This window comes from Candidatus Neomarinimicrobiota bacterium (assembly GCA_030743815.1).
Taxonomy (GTDB): domain Bacteria; phylum Fidelibacterota; class Marinisomatia; order Marinisomatales; family S15-B10; genus UBA2146.
In genome coordinates, this window is the sequence record JASLRT010000021.1 from 1 (window position 1) to 16656 (window position 16656).

Here is a 16656-nt window from a genome sequence, read left to right on the forward strand (position 1 = left end):
ATCCTAATTACAATTTCTTTTATTGATCTGGAGCATATGATCATTCCCGACGGTCTTGTACTTGCTGCCGCGCTGCTTGGGCTGATGGCTTTGATTTTTAATATATTACCCATCAGCTGGATGGAATCGGTATACGGTGCGCTGCTCTATGGCGGGGTGCTGGCGGGTGTAGGATACATGGGGAAACGGGTCTATAAAATGGACGCCCTTGGCGGGGGCGATGTAAAACTGGCGGGTGTATTGGGGCTGTACCTGGGCTGGGAAATGAGTATGATCAGTTTATTATTGGCGTTTCTAGTAGCAGCTCTTTTTGTTGTCGTTGGCCTGTCTGTTGGAAGATTATCCCGGAAACAGCTAATCCCTTTTGGTCCATTTCTTGCCTTGGGGGCCATCATGACAATTTTTTGGGGTGAACAACTGTACTCCTGGTGGATTTAATTCTCGGAAGTACTATGCTACCAATTCAAACACGGTGAGGTTTTGGTTCAATTCCCTGACATCGGTGGTTTTCTAAGACAGAAATTCATAGACCCCCAAAAGTGGATTTAATGTGAATTACCTAACTAAGGAGAACGCATGGAAAAGCATTGATGTATTCTTTTCCATGATGGGGATACGCCTTGATTCTGGGAAAATATTGTTATTGTGGTTTCCTTTGATTGCAATTTCTGTCTACATCAGTAACCTTGCCATAGCACATGGTTACCTGGTCCCATTTGCAATTGCGTGTTGGGTGTTTTATTATGTTGGGATGACCCTTATTTTAGGTACTGGAATCAAGCGCTGGATGATTTCAAAATTAGGCGAGAAAAGAGCTTGGCTCTGTTTTCAAGTGATTGTAGGTGTGATGTTTTTCAATGTCGGCACGGGAATGTCCACTGCTGCCTTACATCAACAGGAGGCTTTTTCTTTATCACCTGCAGTGATGTGGGCACTCATCATTCCATTATTCATCATCGGTTTTGGTATCAAATATTGGGCTACTTGGGTGATTGGTGTGGACGTCTATTACTACAAAGATCTATTCCATGAAAAATTACATGACGAGTGGACTGAAGCCGGACCTTATAAGTGGTCGAGTAACCCGATGTACGGTATTGGATACTTGCACAGTTACTGCTTAGGAATCATCCTCGGAAGTGTTTGGGGACTTGTCTATGCAGCCGTTTGTCACCTAAGCATCTTTGTGTTTTACCATATAGCTGAAAAACCATTCATCGTTCGAACCTATTTACAATAGGGGATAAAAAAACCCCGCTCATTCTCTGGCTGGTTTCTTTACGCGGCAGAATAGTGACGACTTAAATTATATTGTTGCGTACTGCTTTTCCCGTTCAGTTAAACCCGGGTCGATGATGTGGTACCACAGGTGATATCTACATGGAGCGGACGGGAATCATCATGCGCCACGAATTCACTTAGTGTTTAAAGCAGCGCGCCCCGGTAAACACCATGGCAATGCCGTGCTCGTCGCAGGCGGCAATGACCTCTTCGTCTCTGACTGAGCCGCCGGGCTGGATAACGACGGCAATGCCCGTGTCCGCAATCCGGTCTATGCTGTCCCGGAAAGGAAAAAAGGCGTCAGAAGCGAGGGTCGCTCCCTCCAGATTGTCTCCCGACTTCCGCACCGCAATCTCCACTGCATCCACCCGCGAGACCTGACCGGGCCCGATGCCGAGGGTGGTATTATCCTTAGCGGTGAGAATGGCGTTGGATTTTACATTCTTCAGCACCTTCCAGCCGAAAAGCATGTCTTCAATCTGCTGTTCCGAAGGCTGAGCTTTCGTTACAGTGTTTAAGTGTTCGATTGTTAGTGTGTTCAAGTCGGTCTCCTGAACCAGAAGGCCGCCGTCCACATACTTAAATTCCAGCTTGGGATCACGGGCGCCAAACCGGCCGATCTCCAGCACACGGAGATTTTTCTTTTTGGCAAAGAGCTCGAGTGCCCCGTCTTCGAATTCGGGCGCAAGAACAATCTCGATAAAGATTTTCCGGAGAGCCTCGGCGATCTGTGCCGTGCACCTCTGATTCAGAGCCACAATTCCGCCGAAGGCTGACATGGAGTCGGCGTTAAAGGCGCGGTGAAAGCAGTCGGTAATGTCGTCTCCCGTAGCGACGCCGCACGGGTTGGCGTGCTTCACCACCACGCAGGCAGGTTCGGCAAACTCCTTCACGCAAGCCAGGGCGCCGTCGGCGTCCATGATGTTGTTGTAGGAGAGCTTTTTCCCCTGGTGAATGGTGGCGTTCAAGATGTTCGGCGCGGTGGCGATGGGCGCTTTGTACGCGGCGGCCTGCTGATGAGGGTTTTCCCCGTAGCGGAGATCGTAATGCTTCTCGAACGTAACCGAAAAGTCATCCGACAATGGCTCACCCTTGAAATGGTCATGAATGAGGGTATCATATTTTGCTGTATGACCAAACGCCTTGGCGGAGAGCCGCTTACGTGTTTCAAAGGCGAGTCCGGCTTCTGATTTCAGCTCGTCCAATACGACATCGTAGTCAGCAGGGTCCACCACCACACCGACCCATCCCAGATTCTTGGCGGCGCAGCGGATCATGGTGGGGCCGCCGATGTCAATATTCTCCAGTGCTGTATCAAGGGTGACGTCAGGCTTCTGGACGGCGTCGGCGAAGGGGTAGAGATTACAGACCACCAGATCAATCCAGCGGATATTGTTGGCTTCCGCTTGGTCGGCGTGGCTGTCTCTCAATCCGAGAATTCCGCCAGCTACGAGAGGATTGATAGTCTTCACCCGCCCGTCCATAATCTCCGGAAAGCCGGTGTAGTCAGAAATATCGGTTACGGAGGCGCCGCCTTCCCGCAGCGTTTTCGCAGTGCCGCCGGTGGAGATAATCTCGATGGCGAGGTCAGCCAACCCTCTTGCCAACTCAACAATATTCGCTTTGTCTGAGACGGAAATCAAGGCGGTCTTAACAGCAGTCTTATCCGTATTCATTGGTTACTCCATGGTCCTTCACTGTTTTGAAATATCCTGATAGATTCCAGAAAGGCTTTTCCCTCCAGCGCCTGCACTTTTTCCTTTAGTGTCTCCGGCGTGTCCTCGGCTTCAATGCTGCACCTCTTTTGAATTACATGAGGGCCCGCATCCACCTCTGCTGTGACAATGTGAATGGTACAGCCGGTTTCTGTCTCACCGTTCTTCAGCACTTCCTCGTGGACGTTCATGTCCATACCGCCGGCGTATTTGGGGAGGAGAGAAGGGTGTACATTCAGAACGCGATTCTGCCAGTGCCTGCAGAACCATGGCGACAGGATTCGCATAAATCCGATGAGGAGGACGAGTTCGACGCCTTTTGCCTCCAGCACATCCGTCATCTCGCGGTCGAACTGTTCCCGCTCCTTTCCCTTGTGGCTGATGAAGACGGCCTCGATGCCGTGGTTTCGGGCCCGCTCCAGGATGTACGCTTTCTTGCGATTGCTGATGACCACTTCCACAGAGGCGTCCAGATCACCGCGGTGGATGGCGTCTGAGATGGCTTGCAGGTCGGTGCCTTTTGTGGAACCAAGTACACCCAGCTTGATACTATTAGCCACGGAGATTACGGATTAGGAATATTATGGTTCGTCTTCTCAGTGCACTGTACGTCTCTGCGGATGGTTTCGCAGTTCATTCATATGGTCAATCCGCTTCTGAACCAACTCTTCCGTACCGATATCCTTTCGATGAAACAGCGGTCCCCCGACTTTCGAGATCTCCACCTCCGCCGTCGTCTCAGCCTCAGTTAGCGTCTGCGCAATGCCGACGTAGGCTGCTGTCCGCGAACCTGCCTCATAAAGTAGGCCGGCCCGTGCCTCCACGGAGGCGTAATAGAGTTGGTCCCTGTCAGTGATGGCGGAAACATCAATGCATTCTCCTTTCACCGGACTGTCTGGATATCCTTTCGGTACCGCATATTTGCATACTGTTGCCTGATGTGCAAACGTGATGTCCCTGGCATCCAGATTTCCGTTCACCATACCCATACACACTTCCATAAAATCTGACTGAAGAAGGGGGAGAACATTCATAGCCTCGGGGTCGCCAAGACGGGCGTTGTATTCGATCAGCTTCACTCCGTCAGCGGTGGCGATAAAACCCCCATAAAGAATCCCTTTGTATCCATCACCAAACTCTTCTTTCAGAGCCTGAGCCGTGGCTTGATTGAACTTCTGAGCTTGGGCAATTTCCTCGTCCGTAAGAAAAGGGAGGCTGTGATCAGCGTCGGAATAGCTGCCCATGCCACCGGTATTGGGTCCTGTGTCGCCATCGTAAGCCCGTTTGTGATCCTGGACAGGCGGCATGTGAGCCAGATGCTCGCCGTCGCAAAAGCTCATGAGGGAGAATTCTTCACCGATCAGTTTTTCCTCTACCACAAATGTGCCGTCGCGGCTCACGAGTTCCATACAGTAGTCCAGAGCTTCGTCATGAGAGTGCAGATGATCACCGGCAACTTTCACACCCTTCCCGCCCATGAGGCCGTCGTACTTGACTACATAGTTATCGTGAAGTTCGGTGAGAAACTCGCGCACGCCTTCCATGGCACTGAACCGTTTGTAGGCAGGACACGCCGGGATACGATACTTCGTCAGAAGATCACGGGTGAAGCCCTTGCTGGTTTCAATCTGAGCTAGAGCCTTCTTCGGGCCGACGCACGGAATCCCCGTCTCCCAAAGAGCGTCAGCTACACCGGCTTCGAGCGGCGCCTCGGGGCCGATAATGGCCAGTTCAGTACTGTGCTGGTCGGCGAACTGGGTGACGGCTGCAGGATCACTGATTTTTCCCATGGCGAAAACAGATGAGTGCTCCTGAATACCGGGATTGTTGTTGGAGGCAAAGCAGATGATGTCGGGGTTCTGCTCAGAACGGCTCAGAGCTCTGGCGATGGCGTGCTCTCGGGCGCCGGAACCGATGAGGAGGATCTTCATGTTAACTGAGCTCTTTCTAAAGTGCGTTGATTCTCCATAGTTTCCATCATTGTCTCATCGACATCGTTGGTGACATAACAGCCGTTAAGACATGCCATACAAGGGTGGTCAATGTTGTGTTTGCCTCTGCGGGTCACAGCTTCCACCAGATCATCGATCTCCTGATACATGAGGATATTGACGCCCATGTATTGCTGGATTTCCGCCACAGTTTTGGTAGCTGCTGTGAGCTCTGACTTTGTAGGCATATCTACGCCGTAAAAGCAGGGAAACTTTACCGGTGGGCAGGCGGAGACGAAATAGACCTCCTTGGCGCCGAATTCCCGCACCATGCGTACTATCTGTCTGCTGGTGTTTCCCCTGACGATGCTGTCGTCCAGGATGAGGACTTTCTTATCGCGGATTTCTAACTCTTGGGGTACAAGCTTGTAACGCACAGATTTCTTTCTTGCTTCATTCCCCGGCATGATGAAGGTGCGCCCGATGAATGGATTTTTGTAGAGTCCCTCTGAGTAGCGGACGCCAAGTTCGTGAGCGAAGGAGAGGGCTGCGGTGTTGGCCGTGGAAGGTGCTGGGATTACGATATCCGGCACAACATCCGGATACCGATCTGTCCACAGCTTGGCGAGGTTCTGGCCCATACGGAGGCGGGCGCGGTAAACACTTACATCATTCTGTATAGAATCTGGACGCGAAAAGTAAACGTACTCAAAAATGCACGGTGTGAACGGTTCCTGGCGTAGAATACGGTTGTGATAGGTACCGTCTTCTTCGATGAAGATAACCTCTCCGGGCGCTACTTGTCCGGCAGGCTCATACCCCAAGGCGTAGAACATAGTGGTTTCAGAAGCGAAGATATAATCGGTGCTGCCGTCGGCATTCTTGCGCTCGCCTTTGGTGAGGGGACGGATGCCGTGTGGATCACGGAATATCACCATGCCGCGGTTCATAATCATTCCTACCACCGAGTAAGCTCCGCTGGCGCGATCAAACACTTTCTCCACCGCGTGGCAGATCTGATCAAAAAAGGTCAGACCGTTAGTGTCAGCAGTGGGATGATCCAGAGCGTGGGCGAAGATGTGGAGGATGACCTCAATATCCACCGAAGAGTTGACGTGCCGGCGATCTCTTTCCGAAACCTCCTTTACCAGATCGGTGTAGTTTACCAGGTTACCGTTGTGGGCCATGGCGATGCCGTAAGGGACGGTTGTCATGACCGGCTGGGCCTCCTCGATACTGAACCCTCCCACAGTAGGATAGCGGGTGTGACCGACACCTATTTTGCCTGACAGCCGGGCCATGTTCTGTTCGTCAAAAATGTCGCGGATAAGGCCGGTTCCTTTTTTAACATGAAACTGCTTATTGTACGTCATGATGCCTGCTGCATCCTGCCCTCGATGTTGAAGGTGGATGAGACTGTCATAAAGCTCGCCGGCAACGGGCTTCTGAGTGGAGATTACACCGACGACGCCGCACATCAGATCAGATCCACCAGTTTTGATGCCAGGCCGGTATAGTCCGCTGGCGTCAAGTTCAAGAGGGCGGCTCTATCTTCACTGGAAATCTTGAGTTTGGAGATGAACTCTTGAATGAATTCCTGTGTGATAGGTTGGCCGCGGGTCATCTCTTTCAGTTGCTCGTAGGCTTCCGGTTTTCCCGCTTTGCGCAAGACAGTTTGAATTGCCTCCGCCAGCACCTCCCAGTGGGCGTCCAGTTCCGCGGCAATTGTTACTTTATCAGCTGCGAGGCGGTCCAACCCTTTCAAGATATTCTTGCATGCTAAAAGCGAGTGAGCAAGAGGGACGCCCTGATTGCGGATCACCGTGCTGCCGGAAAGGTCGCGCTGAAGGCGGGAGACGGGAAGTGTCTGTGCGAGGTGCGCGAAGTACGAATTGGCCACACCGAGATTCCCTTCGGCATTCTCAAAGTGAATTGGGTTCACTTTATGAGGCATTGTGCTGGAACCGATCTCGCCTCTCTTTGTCTTCTGGCGGAAAACACCCCGGCTGATGTAGAGCCACATATCTCTGCACAGATCAAGAAGGATGGTGTTGATGCGAATCAATATGTGATAAGCCTCAGCCAGGGAATCATTGGACTCGATCTGGGTGGTGATGAGATTCGGCTCCAGCCCCAGTGATCGGACGAAGCGCTTCGTGAATGCCAGCCAGTTGACTTTGGGGTAAGCGACCGCGTGTGCGCCCCAGGTTCCGGTAGCTCCGGACAGTTTTCCCTGGAGTTTGTGGGACTTCAACTGTGCTGTCTGGCGTTCGAGCCTGTTGACGAAAACGGCCATCTCTTTTCCCAGCGAGGTAGGGGTTGCGGGCTGTCCGTGTGTCAGGGCCAGCATGGGCAGTTCCTTATGGCGTCGCGTCAGTTTCTTCAGTCCTCCGTTTACGTTTTTCAGGGCTGGCAGATATACCTCTTTTAATCCATCCCGCCACATGAGTGAATAGGACAAATTATTTACGTCTTCAGATGTCAGCGCAAAATGGGTCCAAGGGTGAAGGGCCTTTTTCGTTTTGCTCTGGATGTAATACTCGATGGCTTTTACATCATGGTTGGTAGTGGCTTCTATGGCTTTGACCTTCTCGGCCCCGGCGGCTTTGAAGTTTTGGTAGATCTTCCGCAACTGGATCTGTTCTTCATTCGAAAAAGGCGGCAGGTCTTTGATGGACTTTGCATTCCCAAGGGCGATGAGATATTCGATTTCCACCTTCAGTCGGTACTGCATGAGTGCCGATTCTGAAAAATAGGCGGAAAGATCTTTTACGCTATTTTTATAGCGTCCGTCTAATGGTGATATTGAATGTATTTTATTTGCCACAGAGACGCAGAGACCCCAGAGAATTAAGTGTTAATAAATCGTTTAATACCATTTTTCAGGAGTTTCGAATTGAAATTAATTAGTAACCCAAGGGGATAATTTCCCAATTTCATGTAAGATAAAATTTGTGCTTCGAACACAGGGTCGTGGCGCTCAACACTTTTTAATTCAAGTACAATTTTATCTTCAACTAAAACATCAATTTTGAATTCACCGACATCCACACCTTTATAAGATAAGGGTAAAGATTTTTGAGATTCAAATTTTAAACCACCGTTTTTTAGTTCGATACACAAAGCCTTTTCATAAACACTTTCTAACAAACCCGGCCCCAATGTTTTATGAACTTCCACTGTACAACCAATAATTTTTTCTGTTGTCTTATTTAATTCCAATCTCTGTGTACTCTGTGACTCTGTGGCTCGATAGCTATACCCCGAAGATTCTTTTTACAGCCAACGCACAATTCCCCGGGTCAAGAATGGTCAGCACCGGTGTATTGCTGGGCATTTGCAATGTAGAATGGACATTCACCAGCATATCTGCTTTGTCAGAAAATGGGGGACAGCCCAAAGTTGGGAATTCAGAATTTGCTGCTACAAAACCGGATAGAGCATTTGATCGTCCAGCGATAGTGATGTAAACAATATCATTCCCATCTTTATTTGCTTCCAAAATGTCCAAAACCTTTAACGGCTGTTTGTGAGCAGATGCTGCATGCTGTTCCCAGGCGATGCCATATTCGTCTAATTTATCAGTGATCTTTTTTGCGTGGGGTTCATCAGATGTGGAACCCATAATTATCACAGCTTTCATTTTAATTCCTTTTTATTTGTCGCGGAGTCACAGAGTTCACAGAAAAGAATTAATAAAGACTTCCTACTCTTCGTGTCTCTGTGGCTAAATGTATTCATTCAAGTTTTCTACAATTCGTTCACTAACCGGTTTTCTCGCATCCGGGAATGAAAACACTCCTCCGGTAATAGTTTCATATAAGTAAATGTACCGGCTGGATAGCTCCACCACCAACTCATCCGGCGCATCGGGGAGAACTTCATCATTGTACGGGTCACAGTTATCCACAAACCAGAGGCGCAAGAATTCCTTGTCCACGTTTTGGGGCTCCTGCCCGGCTGCCATTCTCTCCTCATATGTGTCAGCTATCCAGTAGCGACTGCTGTCAGGTGTGTGAACCTCATCAATTAGAACGATGTTGCCATCTGAATCACGGCCCATTTCATACTTGGTGTCCACCAGGATCATGCCGTGTTCAGCGGTTTTTTTCTGTCCGAAGGCAAAGAGCTCCAGTGCTTTCTGGCTGCAGTAGTCCCAGTCTGCCTGTGTCATCCACCCTTCGCTCACAATTTCGTCCGGGGCAATGGGGCGGTCGTGAGTTTCATCCTTGGTGGTGGGGGTGAGCATGTTGGCGTCCAGTTTCTGATTCTTCACTAGGCCTTCGGGCAGGTTGTTGCCGCAGTATTCACGGGCACCGTTGTTGTAAACTGTCCACAGGGCGGTGCTGGTGCTGCCGGTGATGTACCCGCGCACTACAAATTCAATGGGAATTACATCACATTTTTTGGCCAGCGTAACATTGGGATCAGGGACAGCCAGCACGTGGTTGGGAATAATATCCTTGGTTTGATCAAACCACCAGGCGCTGGTCTGGTTCAGTACCTGCCCCTTAAAGGGGATGGCGGCGAGGACACGGTCAAATGCGCTCTGACGGTCAGTAGTGATAAGTGCAATACTGTCCCCAAGATCATATTGATCCCTCACTTTACCGGTTTGCTTCGATCCAACTGACAGCTCGGTTGCGGTGAGGGTATTGTTCAGTTCGGTGCGGATGCAATCCGCATAGCCTTTACTGTATTTTGTAACAGTCATGTGATAGTGAATTGAAGAATATATGTGTGTCCAAAATGTCCCCCACAACGGTATCAAAGTTACCGCTCTTAACTGTCACATTCCAGATGATACCGCGCTTGAGATAAGTAATACCATCAATTTCAAAACGCTCTCTCAGCGATTCGAATTTCGATCTCCCGTTGATGTCCTCCTTCTGGCGTACGAGTAGATGGGCACAGTTCTCTTTTCGTGAAATTTCACTGATGAACTCTTTGTTTGAGTTATAGAGTTCACCGGAAGCATCTATCTGCTGAAGCACCGATTCCTTGTTTCCATTGGTGTCAATTTCCCAATGGGTCTGCCGTGTGATCTCAACATCAAAGCCCAACTGACTCAGAACATTCTGTACTGATGCCGCCTCATTATCGGTGATGATCATGTCGATAACCCATTCCGTCGATTCACCACCAGCTTCGTATTGCTTCAACGAATAGTGGGGTCGCTCAAAGGAAAGCTTATGATCTGTGGTAGGGCGTCCTTTTTCGATGAACTCCTTCATGGATGAAAAAATGACATCACCGTTTTCGGTCCGTTCCGGGTGGGGCATCAAGGCCATAACATTGCCGGACGTGTTACACACAGCAGCCAAGTTGTACATGGATCCGTTGGGGTTAGTAGGGAATTCCTCTACGATCTTGCCGTCGTCATTGCAGTAGCGGAAAACGGCTTGGTTGTTTTCTACCATTCTGTACAGCAGTTCATCAGGGATAACGAAGCGGCCTTCCCCGTGTGCCAGGGGGATATTGATCCAGTCGCCTGTTTCCATCTGACGCGTAAAAGCGCACCGCTCAGGCGGGGCAGACATTTTTAGCTTGGCCCAGGTGTTGTAGTAGCCGACACCTACCACGTGACCACCTTTGACCCGTTTATTATCTGTCAATGCCATACCCAAGCGATAGTCCGGCAGGCCGGGAACCAGTCCTGTTTCCACCAGAATCTGAGCGCCGTTGCAGATGCCTAAAACGGGCTTACCCGATTCGACTTCAGTGCGAAGCTGCTTCATAATAGGATCCAGAGAAGCGATCACCCCTGCCCGGGAGCGGTCTTCGTAAGCAAAGCCGCCCACGATCACATAGCCGTCAAAGTCAGCTAGTTTTTCACTAGGCTCATTCCATAGGAATTCCACTGGATTCAGTCCGACGCGGCGGCAGGCCATAAACGTTTCACGCTCGGTATTTGAACCTGGGAATTGGATGATGGCGATATTCATTTATTTTTGCCGCAGAGCCGCTGAGTACACAGAGATTTTTTAGTCCTGCTCTGCGGTCCCCGCGTCTCTGTGGCTATTTTATTTGAGCAAAACATTTTTAACACCCTTTACGACCGTGCCGATCTCATGCACTTCCAATAATCCTTTTACCGCACCCACATCACCCGGACTCACAACAAACACCATCCCGACTCCCATATTAAACGCCCGGTACATCTCGTCTTCATCCACATCGCCAATGGATTGCATCACATTAAAAACAGGTAAGACCGGCCATGATTCCTTTTTGATCTCCGCTGCGCAATCGTCCGGCAGAATGCGGGGAATATTTTCCACCAGCCCGCCACCGGTAATATGGGCGATGCCTTTTATATTGATTTCTGCATCCAACGCCGAAAATACATGATTCGTATAATTAATATGGGGTTCCAATAACGTGAGCCCCACTGATTTTTCCAATTCGGATATCGTATCGTTCACATCGTATCCGCCGATTTCGAAGAAAAGTTTACGAGCGAGAGAATAACCGTTTGTATGCAGACCGCTGGATGGCAACCCCAATACAATATCGCCGGGCTGAATTGTTTCCCCGGTAATTATTTTGTCTTTTTCCACCGCGCCGCTGATGACGCCCACCAGGTCGTGCTCACCGGGCAGATAAGTGTCAGGCATTTCGGCCGTTTCGCCACCGACCAACGATACACCTGTTTCCCGGCATGCCTTTACCATCCCGGAAACAATCTCTTCGATAATTTCCGGCTTCAGTCTGTCATTGGCGATGTAGTCCAGGAAGGTGAGGGGTCGGGCTCCCATGACAATAATATCGTTGGCGCAGGCACTTACGAGGTCGACGCCGATAGTGTCATACTTGCCCAACATCCGCGCTACGATTGCCTTTGTGCCGACGCCATCAACGCTCTGAACCAGAACAGGGTGATCGTACTTGTTGAGAACTTCTTTCAGATCGAAGAGGGAACCGAAGCTGCCGACGCTGGTGAGGACATTGGTGTTAAAGGTGGATTTCACCTCATCCTTAATGCGGGCCACCGCTTCATTTCCGGCATCGATATCCACACCAGCTGATTTGTAGTCTACTTTACTCACGTATTTTTTGCAGCAGAGCCATGGAACACCCAGAGTTTAAATTAGGATTCTTTGCGATCTCTGCGTCTCTGTGGCGATTAAACTTTTTCTCGCCGTCCATTCATCCAAGTTTCACTTGCTCCGGTTTATGCAGACTCATTAGGTTTCAATCGATTCCCGATTGTTAGTAAAAGGAAATAAAAAGCCGCGCAGGCAAAGTTAAGCCACGCCTCGCAAGCAAAGATCCTGCGGATCAGCATATCGTTAATCTCGTCTGTGGTAAGCATGCGGATCCCGGAATAGAAAGCGCCTGCAATGAAATGGGTGAACACTGCCGCGTGAATCCAGCTGGCCCATTTGGGATCGTGTTGCCTCTGTTTTTTCCACAACCCGATGAATACCAGAAGAGTTAACGCCACGTAAAAGAGGATCTTTGACCATTCTGCCGCCGGGGTGTAAAACGATTCCATAATCTGGTTACTTTTTAGTAGCCCGTTATTTAAGTTTTTCCCGCAATCCGTTGGTCCACGCTTCTTGCGCCTCGCATACAGGTAACTGGATCACATTATTGATTTGCAACAATTCATCGATCGCGGTATTGCCGATCACGGTTGCTTCCAGTCCGTACCTGGAAAATGTAGTTTGCACCGCATTCACATTTTCCAGTGACACTTCCAGTGCAAAGCCGCCGGTTTCGGAAAAGAGCAGTTTTTCGGTTGCCATGTCACCTGGAATAGTCACTTTACAGCCGATCTCATTTGCAAATGTCATTTCAGCAATGGCTACCGCTACGCCGCCGTCGGAAATGTCGTGGCAAGCCAGAATCAGACCGCTATAAATACAATCCGTTAAAGCGTAGATCTGATTTTTCACTTCTTCCGGATCCGGCTGTGGTACATTAGTTCCCAGCTCATTGTGAAGACTGTAATAAACGCTGCCACCCAATTCATCTTTGCGCGCTCCAACCATGAGTAAAACAGAGTCTATTTGCTGAAAACTCATGGTTATTACTCTGTTCACATCCTTCAATTTTCCAAGACAACTGACGATAGGGCTCGGTGGAATAGCGCCGTTGCGTGATTCGTTGTAGAATGAGACGTTGCCGGCTATGATAGGAACAGGGTGGTCGGGATGCTCTTTCAGTTTTATCGTTTTACAGGCCTCGGCTACGCCCCTGGCTGCCTCTGCGAACTGCCACATCTGATCTTCCTTTTCAGGATTGCCGAAACAGAGGCAGTCGGTGATAGCCTGAGGCGTTGCACCAACTGCGGCAACATTTCTTACACTTTCCACCACCGCATTGACGGCGCCCCAGTAGGGATCGATCTTGCTGTAGCGTGGATTGTGATCAGTGGCCAGGGTGATACCGATGGTGCGTATCTCTTCCGGGTAACTGTCATCGTTAAACGGTTGCATCACGCCGGCGTCGCTCTGACCGGACTCAACAACAGTTCGCCCCTGAACCTGTTTGTCGTAGGTCTCGAAAACCGCTTCCCGGCTGGCTATATTCTCGTGGGAGAGGATCTGAAGCAGGATGGTATTATAATCCTCGGGCTCGGGAATATCAGGTTCAACGAAGTCCCTTACTGGCGCCTTGTAGTTGCGATGATAGAGAAATCCCTTGGTAACCTGAGAAGCGGGTGCGTCCACCAGCGCCTCGCCGTTATTGTGGACAATGTATTGACCGTCAGCGCGAACATTTCCCATCACCCGTGCCGCGGCTCCCTTGGAGACATTAGGCAGATCGAAAGTATCATTGTAGTGCTTAAGAATAAGTGAAGTTACGTCCGGATGAGTAACCCACATGAATCGTTCCTGTGTTTCGGAACAGAGAATTACGGATGGATGCAGATTCTTCATGCTGATATGGGCCTGATCCAGGTGGACCTCGGCGCCGTAGCCGGCGTTGTCTGCCAGTTCCACACTTGCACAAGCGATCCCCCCGGCCCCCAGGTCTTTGAAGCCGACCTTATCATAGAGCCCCTTCTCTCTGAGAATGTCGAAAAGGGCGTATGTTGCCTTCATGAGATGTCTTTCCAGAAATGCGTTCGGCTCTTGGACCGCTGCTTTTTTGGACTCTTTCTCATCCTCGTTAAGTTCAAGGGAGGCGAAGCTGGCACCACCGAACCCGCTGTTGTCGGTAGGCTTGCCGATAAGGATGAGATCGTAGTTGTCTGAATCGGGTGGAGCGGCAGAGTGGATAACCTCATCTTCACGGACAATTCCCAGAGTGACCACGGTGACGAGACAGTTGTCGTTATACCCCTCATCGTAATAGAGATCGCCGCAAATATTGGGAACGCCGATGGGATTACCATACCCTGCGATTCCTGCTACAACACCTTCATGGATCCACTTAGTTTTGGGCGAAGCGATATCACCAAATCTCAGGCCGTCAGCCACGGCGATCACTTCGGCCCCCATGCACATGACATCGCGCACGTTGCCGCCGATACCTGTAGCGGCACCTTCATAGGGGACGATCTGGGAAGGGTGATTGTGAGACTCGTGGCTCATGACTGCGCAATAACGGTGCCCCTGTTTGTCCGTTGCAATGGCTACAATTCCTGCGTCTTCCTTGGCGCCCAGGATGACGGTGGGACCTTCAGTGACGAACTGACCAAGGTGTGGACGGCTACTCTTGTAGGATGAATGTTCGGAGCCCTGGATCGACCACAGGATACATTCGGTGAGGGAAGGTGGTCGATTAAGAATGTCATTTTGTATTCTTTTGACTTCTTCAACTTTCAAGGCAATACCGTACTGCTGGAGAGTTGTTTCAATGTCTGCATCTGAGATGGCGTTGAAGTCGAAGATGTCACTGGAGGGAGTCATAATAGTCAGCGTAAGATGGTTTCGTTTCTTTCGGGGCCCAGTGAAAGGATAGATATTGGGCACTCGACCTTCTCCTCAATAAAAGCTATATACTTTTTCATCTCCGCAGGCAGTGAACTGTCGCCCTGTTCACAAAAATGCTTAACACGATCTTTACTCATCTCTTCCCACCCATCTAATTCCGTGTAGATCGGTTCAGCGCGGCGCATCTTGTCCAGACTTGCTGGCATCTCCTTCACAATCTCTTTATCAATCTTGTAAGATGTGCACACATGTATGTTTGAGAAACCACCGAGTATGTCCAGTTTGGTAAGGGCAATATCCGTGAGGCCGTTGACGCGTACCGCCTGCCTGAGTTGAACGAGATCGAGGCAACCGATCCGCCGAGGTCTTCCGGTTGTGGTGCCGTATTCCTGTCCCCGCTCCCGCAGCTCTTCAGCCCGTTCATCATGAAGCTCTGTGGGGAAAGGAGAAATTCCCACACGGGATACGTACGCTTTGGCGACACCTACAATCTGACGATCGCCGTTAAGGCCGATGCCAGAACCGGCACTCATCTGACCAGCTACAGTGGTAGAGCTGGTGGTGTGAGGATACATACCGTGGTCTATATCAAGTGACATCCCCTGTGCCGCCTCAAAAAGAAATGTTTTTCCTTCCTTATAGGCGTAGTAGAGCTCCAGGGATGTGTCGGTGATAAATGTTTTCAGCTCTTCCCCGAAAGTAAGATAATCTGTGTAGATGTCATCCATTGTCAGATCGAACTGGCGCCCGAAAACTTTCTGAATAATGTTCTTATTGAATTCGAATGAACGCATCAGTTTTTCTTCAAAAATAGCTGGTTCCAACAGGTCACCTATCCTGATGCCATGGCGATACATCTTGTCGGCATAGACAGGGGCGATACCGCGTTTGGTACTCCCCGCCGCCAGATCACCCTGATGGCTGGTGAGACATTCATCCATGGCAATGTGGTACGGCATGATGGCGTGAGCCCTGTCGCTGATCTTCAGGTTTGGGGCAATACCCCTCTCTTGAAGCGCTTTGATCTCATCGATGAGACCTTTGGGATTAATGACAACACCGTTGCCGATAATGGAAGTAGGACCTGGATAGAGTACACCTGATGGAATGTGGTGAAGCTTATATACCTCGTCTTCAACAACAACAGTATGGCCGGCATTATTCCCCCCCTGGAATCTTACCACATAGTCACACTCACCGGCAAAATAGTCGGTTATTTTTCCCTTACCTTCGTCACCCCATTGTGCTCCAACAACAGCGGTGAGTTGTGCCCGAGGTTTTGGATTGGGCATGACGTCAGGGTAGAGTGGACGTGTAGATGTGGCGGAGTGAAACCGGGGTAACAGCTATGTTATGAATCGTCCCCGCCACCTGCTGACTGTTTAAAGGGTAGGGCGGTTGTTGTTGCCGATAGTCTCTCAAAAGAGACTATTCCCGAGGCGGTTCTTTGTAAGTCTGTCATTTCTACTAAAAGGGAAGACGAAGTTTACATCGAGCAGACAAAAAGAAAAATATGAAAAGTGATAAAGCGCAAGAAAAAGGGCGACTGAGCGCCTTTTTCTACGTTTTCCTTAGTGTTGACTATTACCTTAATTCAGGTGATTAACTGAAATCAGGTCTCCACTTCAGACCGACTCAAACTATCTATGCACAAACATGCTTCAAATTCCTATGAAGGTCACTTGAGAGACATCATGATCAATCCCACATATCCTGGCGTTAATGATGGCACAATGACCTCAGCTACGGGATTCTTTACAAATATGGCGGTAAACAGTTCAGGACTGATGGGATCAAGCCTGCTTTTTGGGAGGCTTCATGTTGATGAGATAAACGGCGGTG

15 protein-coding genes are annotated in these 16656 nt (G+C 49.8%); 2 read left to right on the forward strand and 13 right to left on the reverse strand.

From position 1 onward, the window contains the following. Both QF669_01785 and QF669_01790 read left to right on the forward strand, forming a co-directional pair. The coding region (locus QF669_01785) for an A24 family peptidase (protein ID MDP6456175.1) at positions 1 to 438 on the forward strand (438 nt) is incomplete at its 5' end. A 112-nt stretch (positions 439 to 550) separates the two neighbouring features. Then, entirely contained in the window at positions 551 to 1240 is a 690-nt protein-coding gene (locus QF669_01790; GenBank protein MDP6456176.1) for a methyltransferase, read from the forward strand. A 178-nt stretch (positions 1241 to 1418) separates the two neighbouring features. Here QF669_01790 and purH read toward each other — a convergent pair whose 3' ends face one another. The 13 genes from purH to QF669_01855 all read right to left on the reverse strand — a co-directional run bounded on the left by purH (position 1419) and on the right by QF669_01855 (position 16106). Continuing rightward, a complete protein-coding gene (gene purH, locus QF669_01795; protein ID MDP6456177.1) occupies positions 1419 to 2957 on the reverse strand; it encodes a bifunctional phosphoribosylaminoimidazolecarboxamide formyltransferase/IMP cyclohydrolase in 1539 nt (512 codons plus the stop codon). Beyond that, complete coding sequence (gene purN, locus QF669_01800; GenBank protein ID MDP6456178.1) at positions 2954 to 3556, reverse strand: phosphoribosylglycinamide formyltransferase; 603 nt, start codon at positions 3554 to 3556, stop codon at positions 2954 to 2956. Before purN ends, purH begins: the two co-directional genes overlap by 4 nt. A gap of 36 nt (positions 3557 to 3592) precedes the next feature. Next, on the reverse strand, positions 3593 to 4927 hold the full coding sequence (purD, locus tag QF669_01805; protein ID MDP6456179.1) for a phosphoribosylamine--glycine ligase: 1335 nt from the start codon (positions 4925 to 4927) through the stop codon (positions 3593 to 3595). Further along, on the reverse strand, positions 4924 to 6405 hold the full coding sequence (gene purF, locus QF669_01810) for an amidophosphoribosyltransferase (protein MDP6456180.1): 1482 nt from the start codon (positions 6403 to 6405) through the stop codon (positions 4924 to 4926). The genes purD and purF overlap by 4 nt, the downstream gene beginning before the upstream one ends. Beyond that, entirely contained in the window at positions 6405 to 7754 is a 1350-nt protein-coding gene (gene purB / locus QF669_01815) for an adenylosuccinate lyase (GenBank protein MDP6456181.1), read from the reverse strand. The genes purF and purB overlap by 1 nt, the downstream gene beginning before the upstream one ends. A gap of 23 nt (positions 7755 to 7777) precedes the next feature. Then, the gene (locus QF669_01820) at positions 7778 to 8149 is read right to left on the reverse strand and encodes a GxxExxY protein (protein ID MDP6456182.1); all 372 of its coding nucleotides are present in this window, start codon (positions 8147 to 8149) and stop codon (positions 7778 to 7780) included. 34 nt (positions 8150 to 8183) lie between these two features. Beyond that, on the reverse strand, positions 8184 to 8570 hold the full coding sequence (locus QF669_01825) for a 5-(carboxyamino)imidazole ribonucleotide mutase (GenBank protein ID MDP6456183.1): 387 nt from the start codon (positions 8568 to 8570) through the stop codon (positions 8184 to 8186). 84 nt (positions 8571 to 8654) lie between these two features. Beyond that, positions 8655 to 9641, reverse strand: coding sequence for a phosphoribosylaminoimidazolesuccinocarboxamide synthase (locus QF669_01830; GenBank protein MDP6456184.1), 987 nt, complete (start codon positions 9639 to 9641; stop codon positions 8655 to 8657). Continuing rightward, entirely contained in the window at positions 9619 to 10872 is a 1254-nt protein-coding gene (purQ, locus tag QF669_01835) for a phosphoribosylformylglycinamidine synthase I (GenBank protein MDP6456185.1), read from the reverse strand. The genes QF669_01830 and purQ overlap by 23 nt, the downstream gene beginning before the upstream one ends. 78 nt (positions 10873 to 10950) lie before the next feature. After that, positions 10951 to 11976 carry a phosphoribosylformylglycinamidine cyclo-ligase gene (purM, locus tag QF669_01840; GenBank protein ID MDP6456186.1) on the reverse strand — a complete coding sequence of 342 codons (1026 nt, stop codon included), beginning with the start codon at positions 11974 to 11976 and terminating at the stop codon, positions 10951 to 10953. Between the two features lie 125 nt (positions 11977 to 12101). Continuing rightward, the gene (locus QF669_01845; GenBank protein MDP6456187.1) at positions 12102 to 12425 is read right to left on the reverse strand and encodes a hypothetical protein; all 324 of its coding nucleotides are present in this window, start codon (positions 12423 to 12425) and stop codon (positions 12102 to 12104) included. 25 nt (positions 12426 to 12450) lie between these two features. After that, positions 12451 to 14853: a phosphoribosylformylglycinamidine synthase subunit PurL gene (gene purL / locus QF669_01850; GenBank protein MDP6456188.1), complete on the reverse strand. Its 2403-nt coding sequence runs from the start codon at positions 14851 to 14853 to the stop codon at positions 12451 to 12453. Continuing rightward, on the reverse strand, positions 14796 to 16106 hold the full coding sequence (locus QF669_01855; GenBank protein MDP6456189.1) for an adenylosuccinate synthase: 1311 nt from the start codon (positions 16104 to 16106) through the stop codon (positions 14796 to 14798). Before QF669_01855 ends, purL begins: the two co-directional genes overlap by 58 nt. Between the last annotated feature and the right edge of the window lie 550 nt (positions 16107 to 16656).